Here is a 17457-nt window from a genome sequence, read left to right on the forward strand (position 1 = left end):
ATAAGAGACAACCGGCGGTGGTGCGCGGGGCATCCGCACGTCCGGGGACCATGCCGGTTCGGGCGGTCGTTCGGCCGCGGACGCTACAGTCACCCGAGACCACTCGGGCACAGGAGGCCGCCGTGACCGTTCCGCTGCTGGCGTGGGCCGGTGCGCTGGCGCTGATCGTCGTCTTACTGGTGTTCGACTTCGTCTTCCACGTGCGTCGCGCGCATTCGCCGACCCTGGGCGAGTCGGCGGCGTGGTCGGCGGCCTATATCGGTGTGGCGGTGGCGTTCGGGTTCGTGGTGTGGGGTCTGGGCGGTTCCGAGATGGGGGTCGAGTACTTCGCCGGCTACATCACCGAGAAGGCGTTGTCGGTGGACAATCTGTTCATCTTCCTGGTGATCTTCACCGCCTTCCGGGTGCCCGCGGCCGCCCAGCAGAAGGTGCTGCTGGTGGGGATCGTGATCTCGCTGCTGGCGCGCACCGGATTCATCTTCCTCGGAGCGACGCTGATCAACCGTTTCGCGTGGGTGTTCTACCTGTTCGGCGGGGTGCTGCTGGTGACCGCGGGCAATATGCTGCGTCCCGAGAGCGAGGACACCCACTCCGGCGACGGGCTGGTGGTGCGCGCGACCCGGAAACTGTTGCGCACCACCGACTCCTACGACAGTGACGCGATGACCACGATCGTGGACGGTCGGCGCCGGTTGACGCCGATGGTGTCGGCGATGATCGCGATCGGCGGCACCGATGTGCTGTTCGCCCTCGATTCGATTCCAGCGATCTTCGGCCTCACCGAGAACGTATTCCTGGTGTTCACCGCCACCGCGTTCTCGCTTTTGGGGTTGCGGCAGTTGTTCTTCCTGCTCGAGGGGCTGCTGGACCGGTTGATCTATCTGGGTTTCGGGCTGGCCGCCGTCCTCGGCTTCATCGGCGTGAAGCTGATTCTGCACGCGCTGCATCACAACAGCGTGCCGTTCGTCAACGACGGCGATCCGGTGCCGGTGGCCGAGATTCCCACCGTGTGGTCGCTGGTCGTGATCGTCGCGATACTCGTTGTGACGGTGGTGGTCTCGCTGTGGAGCCCGGCCGGGCGCGCGCAGACCGCGGTCGCCGGGGCGCGCCGCTACGCCACCCGGTACCTCGATCTGGGCTACGAGGCCGATCAGGCCGTGCGCGAACACACCTACGGGCGGATGCTGGCAGCGGAACGGACCATGGCCGGGCTGCCGGACAAATTTGTGCACCGGTTCCGCGCCGAGGACCTGACCACGCTTCTGGACCGCGCGCACGTCGTGCACGAGGACCGCATGGAGCGCATCCGCGCGGGCCTGCCCCTGCGGATGTGACCGTCGAACCCCTCCCCTTTATATTCCGTTTCGGCTATATTGCCGATATGGCATCTACGTTCGAGGCGCTGGCCGAACCGCGGCGCCGCGAAATCCTCGACCTGCTGCGCCGGCGCGAACACCTGGTCGGCGAACTGGTCACCGAACTGCGCCTGGCACAACCGACGGTATCGAAACACCTGAAGATCCTGCGCGGCGCCGGCCTGGTCGAGGTCCGCCAGGACGCGCAACGGCGCTGGTACCGGCTGCGACCCCAGCCGCTCACCGAGATCGACCTGTGGCTGGCCCCCTACCGGCAGCTGTGGGACACCAGCCTCGACGCGCTGGCCCGCCACCTCGACGTCCTGGCCGCCGACGACAGCACCACCCTCACCGAAGCCGAGACCGCAAGGAGTGATGACGATGAGTGACCCGTCCGCCGAACTGACCACGATCGACGGCACGCCCACGTTGCGGTTCGAGCGCCGCTTCGCCCATCCCCGGGAACGAGTGTGGCGGGCGATCAGCGATCCCGAGCAGATGAAGGCGTGGTTTCCGGCTACGGTGCAAACCGACCTGCGCCCCGGCGCGCCGATGCGATTCGTCTTCGACGACGAAGCCCCGATCGAGGACACCTGGGACGGAGAGGTCCTCGAGGTCGATCCGCCGAAGGTGTTCATGTTCCGCTGGAACCGGGATGTGCTGCGATTCGAGTTGATCGCCGACGGCGACGGTTGCCGGCTGGTGTTCACCCACGCGCTCGGCGACGGCCCGGCCGGCCGCCTGGGCGCCGCCCGCACCGCCGCCGGATGGGACGGCTGCCTGACCAGCCTGGCCGCCGCACTCGACGACCGCGCCGAAGATGAGGACCCGAGAGCCGGATGGCTGGCCCGGGCCGAAGCCTACGCCGAGAAGTTCGGGCTGGCCCGCGGCAGCGCCGAACCCGGCGTGGGCCCCGAATCCGATGTGGTGCTGCGGTTTTCGCGGGACCTGGTGTGGCGGCCCGCGGACACGATCTGGGCGATCCTGATCGAGGACCACCCCCTGCGCGTCGGCGCGCTACCACCGGCGCGCGCGACCAACCCGGCGATCGAGCCGGGACCGGTCACCGCATTCGATCCGCCGCGGCTGCTGGAATACGAGGTGTCGGTGGACGGGCAGCCGGCGGGACGGGCGCGGTGGGAGATCATCGCCGATCCGCGACTGGGCACCCGGGTCGATTTCACCCACACCCTGCCCCAACGGCTCGCCGAGCACCGCGCCGGACTGCTGGCCGCCTGGCAGGTGCATATCGAACTGTTCTTCGCCGCGACCCAGGGCGAGATTCGGTGCCCGTGGCCCGAGCAGCGGGTCACCGAACTGACCGCCACCTACAGCTGAGTCACCGCGCGGGCGTGCGGCCGGTGCGGGCCGGAATCGTGGTGTCCAGCACCGTCATCAGCGCGACGAGGACACCGAGGGCAACGATCACCCAGGCGATGTCGTGCAGCCCGGCATCGGTGGTGGCCGAACCGAAGGTGAGCGTGATCAGGCTGGAGGAGAAGATCGCCCCCATATAGGCGAAGGTGCGATACAACCCCGACGCCACCGCGACCTGCCGGGCGGGCGCTTGCACATACAGCGCGGCCTGGTTGGCGAACCCACTGGCGCCGCCGGCCACGCCGAACAGCAGCGACATCGCGATCAGCACGATCACCGGCGAGTTGTGCGTGATCACGGCCATGACCAGCCCGGTCGCGATCAACGCCGCACCGCTCGCGGTCAGCGGCACCCGCACCCAGCCGCGATTGGACACCATCCGCGCGATGACGATGCTGATCGCCGACAGCGGCAGCAGGATCAACCCCACCTGGGAGGCGCTGTAGTGGGCGGCCTGTTCCATCCACTGACTGGTCCCGTAGAGGGCGGTGTAGCTGCCCAGCGACACCACCGCCTGCCGCAGATACGTGCGCAACAGGCCGCCGTTGCGGGTCAGCATCCGCACATCGATGAGCGGACTGCGGGCCCGCAACTCCCACGCCACCAGCGCGGCGACCAGTCCCAGCGTCACCGGCAGCAACCACCACAGCGGTGAGCGCAGATCCGACAGAAACCTCAGCATGCCGATCACGGCGCCGGCGAACAGGCCGATGCCGACGAGGTCGACCGCGGCCGGCAGCGACCCCTGATCGCGGTCGCGCGGTGCATCCTTCGGCACCCCGGTCGCCGTCGCCACCAGCGCGACCAGCGCGAGCGGGATGTTGACGAAAAATATTGCGCGCCAACCGAACACACCCGCCAGCAGACCACCCAGCGGCAGCCCCACCACGGAGGTGACCTGCGCGGCGATCGAGAAGTTGCCCAGCACTCGCGCCGGCACCCCCGTCCCGGCGTCGTCGGCGCGCCGCCGCACCAGCGCCATCGCGGTGGGAAACGCCGCCGAGGTGCCGATCCCGATGAGCGCGCGCGACACCACCAGGAACCCGAATGCCGGTGCGGCGGCGCCGATCACGCCGGCGGCGATGAGGATGATCAACCCGCCGGTGAACACCCGGCGCGGCCCGAACAGCGTGGCGAGTTTGCCCATGGTGGGCTGGGCGACGGCGCTGCACAGATACAGCACCGAGATGAGCACGGCGGTGGTGCCGGGGCCCCGGTGGAAGTCGACGCCGATGCCGACGAGGGCGGTGGCGATGGTGGAGGTGTTGATCGGATTGAGGGTCGAGCCCAGCAGCAGCGGCCCGACAAAGCGGACGGTGAACGGGTCGCTGCGGGCGGGCGCGGTGTCGGCGGGGGCGGCTGTCACGAGCGGGCCGCCAATGTCCGTAGCACGTCGTCGGTGGTTCCGGTTTCGGCGATGCGGCCGAAGATGTGGGCGATGCTGTGTTCGTGGCGTTCGGCGTCGGAATCGGTCATCGCATCGACCGGCAGCGTGACGTGGAAACCCTGTTCATGGGCGTCGCGGGCGGTCGATTCGACGCCGGCGCCGGTGGCGATGCCCACGACCACCACCTGCGTGACGCCGTCGGCACGCAACCGGTCGGCGAGCCCGGTGCCGGCGAAGGCGCTGCGGGCGTGCTTGGTGACCTGGATGTCGCCGGGCTGCGGCGCCATCTCGGGAACGAGGGCGGTCCAGTCCGGCGGCAGATCGGTCATGGTCATCGCGCCGGCGTCGGTGCGCCCGGGCGGGGTGCCGGCGACGTTGACGAGCGCGACCGGCAGGTCCCGGTCGCGGAAGGCGTGCGCGAGTGTGGCCGCGCGCGTGATCACGGGTTCGACCGGATGCGCCAGCGGCCGGCCGACGATGCCCTGCTGCAGATCGATCACGATGAGGGCGGTGGCCGGGTCCAGGGTGGTGACGGGCATGACGAATTCCTTTGCTGGCGTGCGGTTTCGGACGCACCGGGGTCGGCGCGCGCCGGATCGCGCGAACCCGGTGGCCGGGTCGCGGATTTCGGTTGTGGGCGCTTGGATCAGCCGGCCCGGCCGATGCGGTCGAGCAGCCCGACCGCATCGGCGAGTTGCCGGATTTCGGCGTCGGTGAATTCGGCCTCGATGACGCGGGTGAGCCAGTCCTCTTTCGCGCGGCGGCCGGTGCGGAATTCGTCGCGGGCGGCCTCGGTCAGGTCCAGGACGGTTTTGCGGCCGTCGGCCGGATCGGGTGTGCCCGCGATGAGACCCGCCTCTTCCAGCGCGCGAACGATTTTCGCCATCGACTGCGGGCGCATTCCCGCCGCGTGGGCCAGTTGGGTGGCCGTGGCGGGCCCGCCCTGTTCGAGGCGGATGAGGACCGAGCTCTGAGATTTGGTGAGGTCGCTGCCCTCGGCCTGAGCGCGCAGCTGCCGCAGCAGCCGGCTGACGGCGACACGCAGATCGGCCGCCACCGCGGCGGGGGTGGGCGCAGGCTTTCCGGACACGACTCCACCGTATCATTTACTAAGCTAACTGTACAGCTGGCTGTATACATTCGGATGCGACTCGGCCTTCGCCGAGTGTGATTACTTGACGGCCGGTAAGTAATGTCGCTAGCCTGACCGAAAAGCCCCCTACCGGGTCGTTTACTCGATCCGGCCGGCGCGGGAAGTGGGTGGGGATGGAAACCGTCAGTGTGTTGTGGCCGGTGCCGGCCGAGCGCGTCGCGACCGTCGAAGTCGGCGAGGACGCGCTGACCGACCTGGAAATCGAACCGCTGCTCGCCGCGATCGTCGGCGATACCGACGACCACGACCTCACCGCCCTGCTGCGCCGCCCCGTCCGCGACCCCGACACCGTCCGATTCCGCCACGAGGTGTTCACCGACCTCGACGACCACGAAACATACGCCGCCGCAGAGGAATTCGTGATCGCCATGTGGCGGGTGCGGCGCCGGCTGCGCATCGCCGGCGAGCTGTATCACCGGCATCAACGCCACCGCGCCCACCTCGACGCCGCCGCCGGCTACGTGGCCGCGGTCACCGCACTGCACGCGGCGACCGCACGGCTGCCACTGCGATCGCGGGCACTGCTGCGGTGGCGCACTTACCTCGACACCTATTGCGCCGGTGCGGATCTGCGCACACTGGCCCACGACATCGACACCGTACGAGCCGCGCTGGCCCGCGTGCGGTACCGGCTGCGGATCGTCGACCGCACCCTCGAGGTGAGCCCCGCACGCCCCGCACCCGACTACACCGCCGCCGTGACGCGACTGCTCGCCCGCTTCGGCGCACCACACCGCCGCGACCCACACCCGCAACCGGAGTGGCCGGACATGAACCAGACCGAGGAACATATCCTCGACCGGGTCGCCGACCTGTACCCGGCGCCGTTCGAGCGACTGGCCGAATTCGCCACCCGCCATCGAGATTTCATCGCCCCCGAGGTGACCGAATTCGATCGAGGCATGCAGTTCTATCTGCGCTACCGCCGGTTCGCCCACCGCGCCGCCGGCACCGGCCGCAGTCTGTGCCTGCCCGAGATCGCCGCACCCGGCGAACCGATCCACGCCGAGTGCGCCTACGACCTCGCCCTCGCTACCCGCTCACCGAACCCGCTGGTGTGCAACGATTTCCGCCTCGAACCCCCGGAACGAATGACGGTGGTGACCGGCCCCAATCAGGGCGGGAAGACGACCTTCGCGCGCGCGATCGGGCAACTGGTGTACTTCGCCGCGCTCGGCGGCCCGGTCCCCGCGCAGGCGGCGCGGCTGCCGCTGCCCGATCGCATCCACACCCACTTCGAACGCGCCGAACACGCCGGCGACCCGGACGGAAGGCTGCTGGCGGACCTGCGCTCCATGCGCGAAATCCTGCGGACCACGAGCGCGGACACCCTGGTCGTGCTCAACGAGAGTTTCTCCACGACCACCACACACGACGGCGCGCGCATCGCCGGCGAGGTCCTGGCCCACATCGTGCGGCTCGGCGCCTGGGGGGTGTGGGTGAGCTTCTTCGACGACCTCGCCGACGCCGGACCCGAGGTGGTGTCGATGGTGGCATCGACCGACCCGGCCGACCGAGCACACCGCACCTACCGCATCGTGCGCCGCCCCGCCGACGGCAACGCCTACGCCACCGAACTCGCCCAACGCTACGGACTCGGCTACCACGCGGTGGCCGCGAGGCTGGCGCGATGAGGGTCCGGCTGCTGTTCCCCGCCGACACCGCACCCGCACCGGCCGCGCTCGGCGACACCGCTGTCGCGGATCTGGGCATCTCCGCACTGATCGACACCATCGCCGAGCGCGACCCGGCGATCGCCGACACGGTCCGGGCAGTCATCACCGCGACCCCGGCGGATCCGGCCGTGATCACACACCGCCACGCCGTGCTCACCGACTGCTGCGCCCACCCCGACCTCGTGCGCGCCGTCCACGACATCGCCGCCGCCGCGACGTCGGTGCGGCGCTGGACATCGGCGGCACGCCGGCGCGCCAACGGCACACTGGTTCTGACCCTGCCACCGTTCACCGCACAGCTCGAGCAGCTGCGCCGGCTGCGCACCCTGCTCGAACGCGACGGCGACCGCCTCACCGCCGCGGGCTGGACCGACCTGATCGCGACGACGAAACAGTTCGACGACACCTACCTGCGAGCGGTGCGCGACGAGCTGAGCGTGCTGCGCTTCGACCACGGCGTCGACATCGAGGCGGGCCTGGGCACCGGCAACAAGATCACCGATGTCGTGGTCCACCGGCCACCCGCACGCCGGCCACGATTCGGATTCCCCCGCAGCACAAGCGTTTTCGAAGCGATCGCCGACGGCGATGCCGAGGCCGATCCGGTGATGCAGCTGAAGGACCACGCGCTGGCAGAACTCGCGGACGTGGTCGCCGCTACCGCCGACCGGCTGCACGCCTTCTTCCTGCGGTTACGCGAAGAGACCGCCTTCTACCTCGGCTGCCTGATCCTGCGAGAGCGCCTCGACCGCATCGCGATCCCCTACTGCCTGCCGCACCCCCACCCGTCCGGCACGACGCGGCTGCGCTGCCGCGGGCTGCGCGACATCACCCTGGCGCTGGGCCCGGAACCCGCGAGCGTGGCGGGCAGCGACCTCGCCGCTGACGGGCGATCGCTGCTGATCGTCACCGGCGCCAACAACGGCGGCAAATCCACGTTCCTGCGCAGCCTCGGCGCCGCGCAGCTGATGATGCAGGCCGGAATGTTCGTCCTCGCCGAGGAATTCGCCGCCGACGTCCGCGACGGAGTGTTCACCCATTTCGTCGGCGACGAGGACCACACCCTGTCCTACGGCAAACTCGCCGACGAACTGGTCCGGATGAACGCGGTGATCGACCGGATCGGGCCGCGCGGGCTGCTGCTGTGCAACGAGGCGTTCGCCTCCACCGGCGAACGCGACGCCGGCCGTATCGCCGGGCCCCTGCTGCGGGCGCTCACCGAGGCCGGAGTGAAGGTCGTGTTCGTCACCCACCTCTACGACTACGCGCGCACCCGCCACGCCGAGGCGCACCCCGGCGACTTGTTCCTGCGCGCCGAACGCGGACCCGACGGCACGCGCACCCACCGCATCGTGGCGGGCCCGCCCGAGGCCGGCGGTCACGGTTACGACCTGTGGGCCGCCACCGAACTCGGGTAACCGGGCTCAGGCCGAGGGACGCAGACTGCTCAGCACCCGGATCGCATCCGACAGCGGGATCATCCGGCCGGGTTGTTCGGCGAGCAACCCCATCTCGATGTACTGGCGAATCAGCATCGAGGGGGTGATGCAGTGTTCGGCGGCCGCCTCCCGGATCCGGTCACGCAGATCCTTCGGCAGTTTCAAGGAGGTGGTGACCATCCCGCGTTCGATCTCCTCGCCGGTCGGCGGCAGCGCGGGCGACGCGGCGGAGTCGTCGAACACCAAACCGTCCACGACCGCCTGCGGGTCGGCGCCGGGCTTCGGTTCGAAGATGTGCTTGTCGGTCATCGGTTCGCCTCCCATGCGGTGTATTCCTCGAGCTGCTGCGGGCGCATCTGCGCGGCCATCACGATCTCCCAGGTGCCGGCCGACTCCGGCGACGGCCGCATCCGCAGCATCACCACCAGTGGACGGCCCGCGTCGGTGCGGCCCCACACGGTCGTGACGGGCAACCCTTCCGGGGTGCGGGCCGGGCGCGGCCAGCGCCGCGACGAATACAGCACCTCCATCACCTCCCAGGGCGCCACCTCGGCACGAGCCAGGAACGAGTGGATTCCGATCCACCATGCGTACTCCACGCAGCCACCATAATACCCGCGTATTACCTACCTCGGCAGTGGTGAGCGTCGCTGCGGCAGCACCACCGTGCGATCGAACGCCGCGGGATGGGCCGCGGCGTGCTCGACCGCCGCCGCGACGTCGTCCAATCCGAACGTGGTGACCGTTTCCACAGAGAGATCGAGCAGCCCGCACCGCACCAGCTCGATCAACCCCGAAACAGCGGTGCGCGGGCACATCCACTGACCCCGCACCGTCACACTGTTGCGCATCAGCCACGGATACGGCAGCGCCAGATCGGATCCGCCGAGCATCCCCACCCCGCCCATGAGCACGACGCGCCCGAACTCCCGCACCGTCATCGCCGCGGTCCGCACCACGCGCGTGTCCGCCGCGGGCGGCAGAATATCGAGCACCACATCCACCGGTCCCCCGCCCGCGGCCACCATCGCCTGCCGATCCACCTCCGCGTCGCCGGTCAGCTCGACCGGGCGCACACGGTCTCCGAACAGGTCCCGCAACCGGGTCGCAGCCGCGCGGTTGCGGCCGGGAGCCACTACCCGGCTCGCGCCCATGGCAAGCCCCACCGCCACCGCCGCACCCCCGAAATTGCCGGTCGCCCCGCTCACCAGCAATGTTTCCCCGGCACGCAGATCCGCCGCCAGCAGACCCCCGTACGGCACCAGCGGCACCGCCAGCGACGCCCAGCCGGCCACGTCCTCGCCGTCGACGTCACCGAGCGGCACGGCGTTCTCCGTCGGCACGACCATGCGCTCCGCGAACGACCCGTGATGAAAGTACCGCGACAATCGCAGCCCGCCCGGACCACGCGAACTCCAGCCCTGCAACGTGATGTCGGGAGTGCGCGCGTCGTCGCGGGAACGCACCGTCGGATCACACCACACCAGGTCCCCGGGCCGCAGCCGGGTCGCATCCGGACCGGCCGACACCACCCGCCCGACCCCGCCCATTCCCGGAATCACCGGCGGCTCCAGCGGATAGTTGCGCACACCGCCGAAAACCTCTGCCGCATACGGCAAGACACAGGTAGCGAGCACATCCACCAGGACCTCACCCGGCCCGGCCACCGGATCGGGCACAGTCGTCACCGTCAACGGCTGCCCGAACTGTTCCAACATCGCCGCACGCATCGCCCACTCCTCCGGTTCCGAATCTCTTCTTCGCCAACGTAGGACGCGATCCGGCCATGCCACCAGCGAAAGTCCGGCATATCTGGTATGCCGGACAGTCATGGATCTGTCACCGGCCGGACTGCGGGTGCTGGCCGAGGTCGCCGAACGCGGATCGTTCACCGCCGCGGCCGCCGCCCTCGGCTATACCCAATCCGGCATCTCACGCCAAGCCGCGGCCCTCGAACGCGAGGCCGGAAAACCCCTGTTCGAACGCCACCGCACCGGCGTCCACCTCACCCCGGCCGGGCTGACGCTGCTGCGCCACGCACGGGTCGTGCTGGACGCGCTGGAGGCCGCGCGACGCGACCTCGACGACCGCGATCTCGTCCAGCGGGTACGGCTGGGCAGCCTCATCAGCGCGGGCGCGGTACTCGTACCCACCGCGCTGGCCGCGCTGCGACGCACCCACCCCGCACTCGAGGTGTCCACCCGCGAGGGCACCCCGCCGGCGCTGGTCCGCGCCATCCGCGCCGGCAGCCTCGATCTCGCCGTGATCACCTCGCGGCCGCCGCACCGGCCACCCGACACCGAACTACCGCGGCTGATCGTCGAACAACTCGGCGAGGTGGAACTGCTCGTCGCCGCCCCCGCCACCGGCCGCTTCGCCGGGCGCACCACCGTCACCGTCGACGAACTCGTCGACGCCCCGTGGATCGCGAGCCCCGCCGCCACCACCGAACCGCTGCTGGGAGTGTGGCCGGGGTTGCCCGGCCGCCCCCACATCGCACACCGCGCCCGCGACTGGCTCGCCAAACTCGCCCTCGTCGCCGCCGGCTGCGGCGTGACCACCGTCCCCTCGGGCCTGTTCCCGGCGCTGCCGCCGGAGGTGATCACGCTGCGCGTCGTCACCGGCTCCCACGCCCGCGCCGCCACCGAACTGCGCCGCCTGTCGCTGGTCCGCACACCGGCCCCGCTCACCCCGCCGAACGCGGCCGTGATCGAGGCGTTACGCAGCGCCGCAACACCTTTCGCACACGGGACCGCCCGGGCGCCGGGCTAGCCGGTCACCAGATCAGGGTCCGCTCGGGCACCCGCACACACGCGAAGAAGCGTTTGCCGATATCGCTGCCGTCGTGGTTGTAGGCGTTCATGATCTCGGCCAGTTCGTCGGCCAGCTCCTGCAGCGCCGGGCTCGGATTGTCGATGCCGCAGTCGCTGACCCAACCCCACTCCCGCGGCACACCCTCGATGGTGACGATGATCTTGCCGACGTACGGGGTGGCGACCGAGTAGGAGATCTCGATGGGAGCGTCCCGGATCGGCGAACGTTCGGCGAGCTCCGCACGATGCTGCGGCATGCTGAAGATCTGCGCGAAAACGATGTCCTGACTGATCATTTCGGCAATGCTCGCCAACGTGGCGTGCCGCCCGACCCGGTGATAGCGGGGACCGTAATCACGATCGCCCCGCGGTCCCGCCGCCTGCGGATGCTTGGCCAGGATGCGGTCGAGCATGCGCTGGGCGGCCTCGCGTTCGGCGGCACCGGTCGCGGGATGATCGATCAGCTGGCGCAGCCGGGAAATCCGGGGGCTCAGGGCCGTTGACATGGTCGCGGTCCTCTCCTCGTCGTCGCACGGCAGCCGCGGCCGCGGTCGGTCAGGGCAGCGGATCGACCAGCACCTGATGGTCGATGCGTCGCAACATATCCGGCCGAGCGGTCAAACACGGCCAATTGCGAGAGACCGCCTCACTGGCGGCGTGTCCGGCGGCCACCAGCCCATCGGCATCGGAACGTCCGGCCAGCAACGCCGCCACCCGGGAGGCCGCGCCGGTGTCCAGTCCGGTCACCACGGTGTGCGGCAGCTCCAGCAACACCGCGAGAATATCGAGCCGATCCGGCCGGATCAGCGCCTGCCCCGCCGCCGCCACCGCCGCGGGCACCACGATGGTATGACCGGCCTCCGCCGTCGCCCATGCCACCGCGTGCACGTACGGCAGCCGCCGCGTCCAGCCCACCACGGCGGCGGTGTCGAACACCACGCCGCCCAGTGCGGCCGGGCTCACGCGGCGCCGGCGCTTCGCCGATCCAGATCCTCCGCCGACAGCGGCGGCAGGCCCTGCACACGCCGGGCCTGATTCACCAGCTCGAGCGGCGGCACGCCACCGAAACTGGACTCGATGGCATCCAGCGAAATATCGCGATCCATCCGATCCCGCAACGCGGCCGACACGTAGGCGGACAGATTGTCGATCCGCCCCGACGCCTTCCAGCGCTCCAAGGTGGACACATCATCCTTGGGGACCGAGATCGTCACCTTCTTCGTCTCCGCCATACCAATAGCTTACGGCAGTATGGCGCCCGGACGGCGGCGACTACCGCGCGAAGACGGTGGCCTGCGCTCCGCGCAGCAGCTCGACCAGCTCCTTGCCCGCCGTGTCGTCCAACGCCGCGAAGGCCGGGGCGATCAGCTCGTCGGTCAGCGCCTCGGCCGCATCCCAGCGCTGCCGCATCGCCGAGCTCACCTCGGTGACGTCGACCCGTTCACCCCACCCGAACAGCCGCGCCTGGGTGGGCCCGTCGGTACGCGGCGAGCCACCGATCAGCACCGCCTCGAACGGCGACAGCCCACTGGCCCGCACCGCCATCAGATGCAGGCCGCCCCGCAGCTCACGCAGACAATGGATCAACTGCAACACCCGACCGGCGGCATCGTCGGCGAGCGGCAACGCCCGCCAGCCCGCGAACAGGCTCACCCCCGCCACATCGGCGGCATCGGTCACCACCCGCAGCAATTCGGCCAACCGGTCGCAGCCGTCGAATCCGGCGAGTTTGCGGCGACCGAAACCCTGGCACGCCGCCAGATATCCGGCCGCGGCCTGCGCGGGCGCCATCGCCACCGAATCCCAGGCCACCCGAACGGTTTCCGGCTCGAAGAACCCGAACGCCGCGGTCACCACATCGGCATCCACCTCGCCGAGCACCCCGCCGCGGCCGCGCGTATACGGGCCGATGAAGCCGTCCACGCCGGTGGTGGCACCGAATGCCTTGGCCTCGCGGGAGAACATGAACGCGCCCCCGATGGTCTGGATCTCGGATTTCACCGCGGCCGGCACCGACACGGCGGACCCCTTTCGACGAGAGCGACCGATCCGGCCACTCGGCTCCTTCGACAATCCCCCGGAGCCTATCTCGCTTCAATCCACTAATGCCAGCGCCGGGCCGTAATCCACCGCCCCCGCGAACAACCCCCGAGCTAATCCACCATCGCACCGCCGGACCCCGCCCGCCCACGCGACGACGCCGCGACCACCCCGGCCGGCGAGCCCGCCGACCCGGCCCCGGCGATATTCCCCCGCCGCAGCCGACCGGCTTCCCAGCACCGCACGGTAGGCACGAAATCCCGTATAACGTAACGGCATCGGCACGTTCCCCAGAATTCATGGGAGGATTCACCTATTCTCGGGCCCGGGCCCGGGTACCACCGATTTCGAAGCGAGCGAGGGATGACCGACAACCTCGGCGCGACCGCACCCGACCCCGGTGCCGACCGCGCCACCGCAACGCAGACCGCGCTGACGTCGCTCGTCGCCCGCTTCGCCCAGCAATGGCAAACCTCCGGCGAACCACCCGATCTGTCGGCCCACCTGCCCGCCGAACCCGCGCTGCGCCGCTCCGCACTCATCGAACTCATCAAGGTCGATCTGCACGAACGCTGGCAACGCGACACCGACGCACCGCGACTGGCCGACTACCGCGAACAATTCCCCGAACTCGCCGCCGCGCCCCTGCCCCCCGACCTGGTTTACGAAGAGATCAACGCCCGCAGCCGTCGCGACCACCACGCCGTCGACCTCGGCGAATACGAACAGGACTACCCCATCCAGATGGCCCGCATCACCGAAGGATTCGAGGACCTACCCCCCTCGGCACCCGGACTGCGCACCACCATGCTCGCCGACCCCACCGCCCTCGACGCACTCGACACCATCAACCCCGGCGCGACCGTCGACGACTTCGACCTGCTGCTCCCCCTCGGCCAAGGCGCGTTCGCCCGCGTCTTCCTCGCCCGCCAACGCTCCATGGGCCGCCTCGTCGCCGTCAAGATCTCCCACGACCGCGGCAGCGAACCACAAACCCTCGCTCAACTCGACCACGACCACATCGTGCGCGTCTTCGACCAGCGCCAGATCACCGACCAGCGCCTCAAACTCATGTACATGCAGTACGTGCCCGGTGGCACCCTGCTCGGCGTCCTGCGCATGCTGCGCCGCACACCACCCGCCCAACGCGACGGCACACTCCTGCTCGAAGCCATCGACGCCGCCACCACCACCGGCGGCGTCCTCGAACCCCAGCCCTCGCCCACCCGATCCGAACTCGCCCGGCTCAGCTGGCCCGAAACCGTCGCCTGGCTCGGCAGCCGCCTCGCCGCCGCCCTCGACTACGCCAACCACCGCGGCATCCTGCACCGCGACCTCAAACCCGCCAACGTGCTCCTCACCGCCGACGGCCAACCCAAACTCGCCGACTTCAACATCAGCTTCAGCCGCCACCTGCCCGGCGCCAACCCCGTCGCCTACTTCGGCGGCTCCCTGCCCTACATGGCCCCCGAACAACTCGAGGCCTGCCACCCCAACCTCGACACCACCGCCGCCGACCTGGACACCCGCGCCGACCTCTACGCCCTCGCCGTCGTCCTGTGGGAACTGCTCACCGGCCGCCTCCCCTTCGACGACGGCCACGACGCCGGCGAAACCGAAGAATCCCTGCAAGCCATGATCGACCGGCGCCGCACACCCATCGCCGACCACTTCGAAGCCGACCTCCCACCCGACACCCCCGCCCTGCTGCGCCACGCCCTGCTCACCTGCCTCGCACCCGACCCCGCGGACCGCTACGCCACCGGCGCCGACCTCGCCCAGCAACTCGACCTCAGCCAGGACCGCGCCGCCCGCGACCTCGTCGACCCGCCCACCCACAGCCTGCGCGCCCGCCTGCGCATGCGCCCCATGCCCGTCGTCACCCTTTCCAGCCTGCTCGGCCACCTGCTCGCCGGGCTCTACCTCGGCTCCCACAACCTGCGACTCATCCGCGACGCCCTCGGCGCCGACGCCGCCCACCAGATGGTGCGCCTGGGCATTCTCATGATCGCCATCGCCTACCCGATCGCCATCGCCGCCCTCATGTACTGGTGCCGCTCGGTGTTCGTGGTACCCAACGGATTACGCCGCGGCAGGCAATTCGACGCCGCCACCCTCGCCCGCGCCCGCGCCGACACCCTCGCCTGCGGCGACCGCATCGCCGTGGCCACCTTCGCGGGATGGCTTGCCGCACTGGGCGTCTTCCTCGTCAAACTGCACACCCTCGGCGACGTATCCGCCGGCATCACCACCAGCCTCATCGCCTGCAACCTCGTCGCCGCCTGCGTCGCCGTCGTCTACACCTACTTCCCCGTCACCTACTTCGTCCTGCGCTGGTACTACCCGGGCCTGGTCGCCGCCGGCGGCACCACCCCCGCCGACGCCGCCATGCTGCGCCGCATGGTGCACCGCAGCCGCATCTACCTCGGCGTCGCCGCCTGCGTCCCACTCATCGGCGTCCCCGCCGGCCTCGTATTCCTCACCCCCGACCAACAGCAGACCGTCATCGGCCCCATCGTCGGGCTCTGTGTCGGAGGGCTTTTCGCCTTCCTCATCACCCTGCGCACCTTCTACCTACTCGAATCCGACCTCAACGCCCTCGACCGCATCCTCGACCCCCACCCCCACTCCTGACCGGCTGCGGTCACCCGACCAAGATCGTCTAATCTCGAGGCGGTGCTAGGACATTCACATGCGACCAGTGGTGCGCTCGCGTGGGCGGGAGCCGCTGCCGCGCTACCACTTTCGATTCTCACCTTCCCCGCCGCGCAGATCGGCCACCTCGGCACCGTCGACCTGCTGATGGGAACGTTCCTCACGGCCGGCGCCGCCCTGCTGCCCGACGCCGACCACCCCAGCGGCACCATCTCGCATGCGCTCGGACCGATCACGCACACCGCCTGCAAGATCATCTCCACCGTCTCCGGCGGGCACCGCCACGCCACCCACTCCCTGGCCTTCGTCGCGGCCGTCACCTATGGCACCTGGGCCGGCGAACATTGGATCGGCCGCTGGTTCACCCTCGGCCTGGTCTTCTTCCTGCTCGCCCTCGCCGTCCGCGCGCTGAATCTCTGCCCGCCCGGCGAAGGGCTGCGCTCCTACGCCACCATCGCCGTACTCGCCGTCGCCGGCACCTTCGCCATGGACCAGTGGATCTCCGACAAACCCGCCTGGCTGCCGTTCTCCGTCGGCCTCGGGGCCCTCGCCCACCTCATCGGCGACTGCCTCACCGACCGCGGCTGCCGGCTGTTCTGGCCACTCGACATCCGCACCCGCATCCCGATCATCGACCGCACCGGCAACAAGGTCGAAACCTGGGTGATCTCACCACTGTTCGTGCTCGGCACCCTCGCCGCGCTCTGGTACGTCATCACCCACCAGCCCTAACAGCGTCACCGCGTCGCGGTCCGGGCTGCCCGGCTCGGCCTGGAACGCGACGAACCGCTGCCCGTCCGCCGCGGTCAGAATCTCCGAGGTCAACTCCATCCGGCCCACCGCCGGATGCCGGAACATCCGGCGCGTACCGCGCTTGGCCCGCACATCGTAATGCGCCCACAACGCCTCGAAATCCGCGGTCGCCGCGCACAATTCGGCCGTCAGCGCCGCCAGTTCCACCGGATGCGATCCCGCGCCCTGCACCACCCGCAGATGCGCCACACAATCGCGCGCCATCCCCGTCCAGTCCTCGAACACCGTCCGCGCCGCCGGATGCGTGAACACGTACCGAATCAGATTGCGGCGCCTCGGCTCCCACTGCTCGATACCCCACAGCAACCGCAACCCCTCCGGATTCGCCGCCAGCAGGTTGCTCACCTGATCCAGGACGAAAGCCGGTGTGGGACGCACCGATTCGAGGAGCAACACCATGCCCCGCCCGGCCACCTCCACCGGCGCCGCCGTGGCCGCCGAGCGCGCCCCCGCCAGCCGCGCCACCCGGTGCAGATGAGCCGCCTCGTCGGCATTCAGCAGCAACGCCGAGGCCAGCGCCGCCAGCACTTCCGGGCTCGGATTGCGGTCGCGGCCCTGTTCCAGCCTGATGTAATAGTCCACGCTCAGCCCCGCCAGCGCCGCGACCTCCTCGCGGCGCAGGCCCGCCGTCTGCCGCCGCCGCGTGCCCGGCGGCAGACCCACCTCCGACGGCTGCACCCGCGCGCGGCGCGCACGCAGGAACTCTCCCAGGGCACGACGATCACTCACTCATCCAGTGTGCCCGCTTC

General features: G+C 70.0%; 19 protein-coding genes. 8 read left to right on the forward strand and 11 right to left on the reverse strand.

Going from position 1 to position 17457, the window contains the following annotated elements; genetic code table 11:
* Positions 1-122 precede the first annotated feature (122 nt).
* Genes A5780_RS09485 through A5780_RS09495 form a run of 3 tightly spaced genes read left to right on the forward strand, consistent with a single transcriptional unit; the run spans position 123 to position 2693 of the window.
* Positions 123-1334, forward strand: a complete 1212-nt coding sequence (locus tag A5780_RS09485; RefSeq protein WP_064908260.1) for a TerC/Alx family metal homeostasis membrane protein — start codon at positions 123-125, stop codon at positions 1332-1334.
* A gap of 47 nt (positions 1335-1381) precedes the next feature.
* Positions 1382-1744, forward strand: coding sequence for a helix-turn-helix transcriptional regulator (locus A5780_RS09490; RefSeq protein WP_064908235.1), 363 nt, complete (start codon positions 1382-1384; stop codon positions 1742-1744).
* On the forward strand, positions 1737-2693 hold the full coding sequence (locus tag A5780_RS09495) for an SRPBCC family protein (RefSeq protein ID WP_064908236.1): 957 nt from the start codon (positions 1737-1739) through the stop codon (positions 2691-2693). The genes A5780_RS09490 and A5780_RS09495 overlap by 8 nt, the downstream gene beginning before the upstream one ends.
* 1 nt (position 2694) lies before the next feature.
* Here the strand turns inward: A5780_RS09495 and A5780_RS09500 are convergent, their stop codons facing one another.
* The 3 genes from A5780_RS09500 to A5780_RS09510 form a co-directional block, all read right to left on the reverse strand.
* Positions 2695-4098, reverse strand: coding sequence for an MFS transporter (locus A5780_RS09500; RefSeq protein ID WP_064908237.1), 1404 nt, complete (start codon positions 4096-4098; stop codon positions 2695-2697).
* On the reverse strand, positions 4095-4658 hold the full coding sequence (locus A5780_RS09505) for an isochorismatase family protein (RefSeq protein WP_064908238.1): 564 nt from the start codon (positions 4656-4658) through the stop codon (positions 4095-4097). The genes A5780_RS09500 and A5780_RS09505 overlap by 4 nt, the downstream gene beginning before the upstream one ends.
* Positions 4659-4765: 107 nt before the next feature.
* Complete coding sequence (locus A5780_RS09510) at positions 4766-5209, reverse strand: MarR family winged helix-turn-helix transcriptional regulator (protein ID WP_063016168.1); 444 nt, start codon at positions 5207-5209, stop codon at positions 4766-4768.
* Positions 5210-5385: 176 nt separating this feature from the next.
* Here A5780_RS09510 and A5780_RS09515 point away from each other — a divergent pair, with 176 nt between their 5' ends.
* Positions 5386-6906 carry a hypothetical protein gene (locus A5780_RS09515; RefSeq protein ID WP_064908239.1) on the forward strand — a complete coding sequence of 507 codons (1521 nt, stop codon included), beginning with the start codon at positions 5386-5388 and terminating at the stop codon, positions 6904-6906.
* Complete coding sequence (locus tag A5780_RS09520) at positions 6903-8366, forward strand: hypothetical protein (RefSeq protein WP_064908240.1); 1464 nt, start codon at positions 6903-6905, stop codon at positions 8364-8366. Before A5780_RS09515 ends, A5780_RS09520 begins: the two co-directional genes overlap by 4 nt.
* Positions 8367-8372: 6 nt before the next feature.
* On the opposite strand, the gene A5780_RS09525 is transcribed toward A5780_RS09520, so the two are convergent.
* The 3 genes from A5780_RS09525 to A5780_RS09535 are packed head-to-tail and all read right to left on the reverse strand — an operon-like array spanning position 8373 to position 10117.
* Positions 8373-8696: a CopG family transcriptional regulator gene (locus tag A5780_RS09525; RefSeq protein ID WP_156769432.1), complete on the reverse strand. Its 324-nt coding sequence runs from the start codon at positions 8694-8696 to the stop codon at positions 8373-8375.
* Positions 8693-8986: a hypothetical protein gene (locus A5780_RS09530; RefSeq protein WP_051043657.1), complete on the reverse strand. Its 294-nt coding sequence runs from the start codon at positions 8984-8986 to the stop codon at positions 8693-8695. Before A5780_RS09530 ends, A5780_RS09525 begins: the two co-directional genes overlap by 4 nt.
* A gap of 27 nt (positions 8987-9013) precedes the next feature.
* Entirely contained in the window at positions 9014-10117 is a 1104-nt protein-coding gene (locus tag A5780_RS09535; protein ID WP_064908241.1) for a zinc-binding alcohol dehydrogenase family protein, read from the reverse strand.
* A gap of 100 nt (positions 10118-10217) precedes the next feature.
* Between A5780_RS09535 and A5780_RS09540 the strand changes: the two genes are divergently transcribed.
* Positions 10218-11159 (forward strand): LysR family transcriptional regulator, encoded by a 942-nt coding sequence (locus A5780_RS09540; protein WP_064908242.1) that lies wholly within the window; start codon positions 10218-10220, stop codon positions 11157-11159.
* A 4-nt stretch (positions 11160-11163) separates the two neighbouring features.
* On the opposite strand, the gene A5780_RS09545 is transcribed toward A5780_RS09540, so the two are convergent.
* From A5780_RS09545 to A5780_RS09560, 4 genes are read right to left on the reverse strand one after another with little or no spacing between them, the layout of a single operon-like run.
* Positions 11164-11706, reverse strand: coding sequence for a hypothetical protein (locus tag A5780_RS09545; RefSeq protein WP_030516979.1), 543 nt, complete (start codon positions 11704-11706; stop codon positions 11164-11166).
* A gap of 49 nt (positions 11707-11755) precedes the next feature.
* The gene (locus A5780_RS09550; protein ID WP_036508401.1) at positions 11756-12163 is read right to left on the reverse strand and encodes a hypothetical protein; all 408 of its coding nucleotides are present in this window, start codon (positions 12161-12163) and stop codon (positions 11756-11758) included.
* Entirely contained in the window at positions 12160-12432 is a 273-nt protein-coding gene (locus tag A5780_RS09555) for a hypothetical protein (protein WP_030516981.1), read from the reverse strand. Before A5780_RS09555 ends, A5780_RS09550 begins: the two co-directional genes overlap by 4 nt.
* Before the next feature lie 40 nt (positions 12433-12472).
* Positions 12473-13219 carry a hypothetical protein gene (locus A5780_RS09560; protein WP_064902360.1) on the reverse strand — a complete coding sequence of 249 codons (747 nt, stop codon included), beginning with the start codon at positions 13217-13219 and terminating at the stop codon, positions 12473-12475.
* A gap of 384 nt (positions 13220-13603) precedes the next feature.
* On the opposite strand from A5780_RS09560, the gene A5780_RS09565 reads away from it, so the two are divergent.
* Together A5780_RS09565 and A5780_RS09570 are read left to right on the forward strand one after the other, a co-directional pair.
* Positions 13604-15874, forward strand: a complete 2271-nt coding sequence (locus A5780_RS09565; protein WP_064908243.1) for a serine/threonine-protein kinase — start codon at positions 13604-13606, stop codon at positions 15872-15874.
* A 42-nt stretch (positions 15875-15916) separates the two neighbouring features.
* Positions 15917-16627 carry a metal-dependent hydrolase gene (locus tag A5780_RS09570; RefSeq protein ID WP_063016183.1) on the forward strand — a complete coding sequence of 237 codons (711 nt, stop codon included), beginning with the start codon at positions 15917-15919 and terminating at the stop codon, positions 16625-16627.
* Here A5780_RS09570 and A5780_RS09575 read toward each other — a convergent pair.
* Positions 16565-17437, reverse strand: a complete 873-nt coding sequence (locus A5780_RS09575) for a helix-turn-helix domain-containing protein (RefSeq protein WP_064904965.1) — start codon at positions 17435-17437, stop codon at positions 16565-16567. The two genes, A5780_RS09570 and A5780_RS09575, sit on opposite strands and share 63 nt — an antisense overlap.
* Between the last annotated feature and the right edge of the window lie 20 nt (positions 17438-17457).

It is taken from the genome of Nocardia sp. 852002-20019_SCH5090214, assembly GCF_001665865.1.
GTDB classification, from domain to species: domain Bacteria; phylum Actinomycetota; class Actinomycetes; order Mycobacteriales; family Mycobacteriaceae; genus Nocardia; species Nocardia nova.

What these genes read in the sequence shown, in the direction of transcription:
- A5780_RS09490 (WP_064908235.1), top strand. Translation starts at nt 1,382, where the DNA reads ATGGCATCTACGTTCGAGGCGCTGGCCGAACCGCGGCGCCGCGAAATC.
- A5780_RS09495 (WP_064908236.1), top strand. Translation starts at nt 1,737, where the DNA reads ATGAGTGACCCGTCCGCCGAACTGACCACGATCGACGGCACGCCCACG.
- A5780_RS09505 (WP_064908238.1), bottom strand. Translation starts at nt 4,658, where the DNA reads ATGCCCGTCACCACCCTGGACCCGGCCACCGCCCTCATCGTGATCGAT.
- A5780_RS09515 (WP_064908239.1), top strand. Translation starts at nt 5,386, where the DNA reads ATGGAAACCGTCAGTGTGTTGTGGCCGGTGCCGGCCGAGCGCGTCGCG.
- A5780_RS09520 (WP_064908240.1), top strand. Translation starts at nt 6,903, where the DNA reads ATGAGGGTCCGGCTGCTGTTCCCCGCCGACACCGCACCCGCACCGGCC.
- A5780_RS09525 (WP_156769432.1), bottom strand. Translation starts at nt 8,696, where the DNA reads ATGACCGACAAGCACATCTTCGAACCGAAGCCCGGCGCCGACCCGCAG.
- A5780_RS09535 (WP_064908241.1), bottom strand. Translation starts at nt 10,117, where the DNA reads ATGCGTGCGGCGATGTTGGAACAGTTCGGGCAGCCGTTGACGGTGACG.
- A5780_RS09540 (WP_064908242.1), top strand. Translation starts at nt 10,218, where the DNA reads ATGGATCTGTCACCGGCCGGACTGCGGGTGCTGGCCGAGGTCGCCGAA.
- A5780_RS09545 (WP_030516979.1), bottom strand. Translation starts at nt 11,706, where the DNA reads ATGTCAACGGCCCTGAGCCCCCGGATTTCCCGGCTGCGCCAGCTGATC.
- A5780_RS09555 (WP_030516981.1), bottom strand. Translation starts at nt 12,432, where the DNA reads ATGGCGGAGACGAAGAAGGTGACGATCTCGGTCCCCAAGGATGATGTG.
- A5780_RS09565 (WP_064908243.1), top strand. Translation starts at nt 13,604, where the DNA reads ATGACCGACAACCTCGGCGCGACCGCACCCGACCCCGGTGCCGACCGC.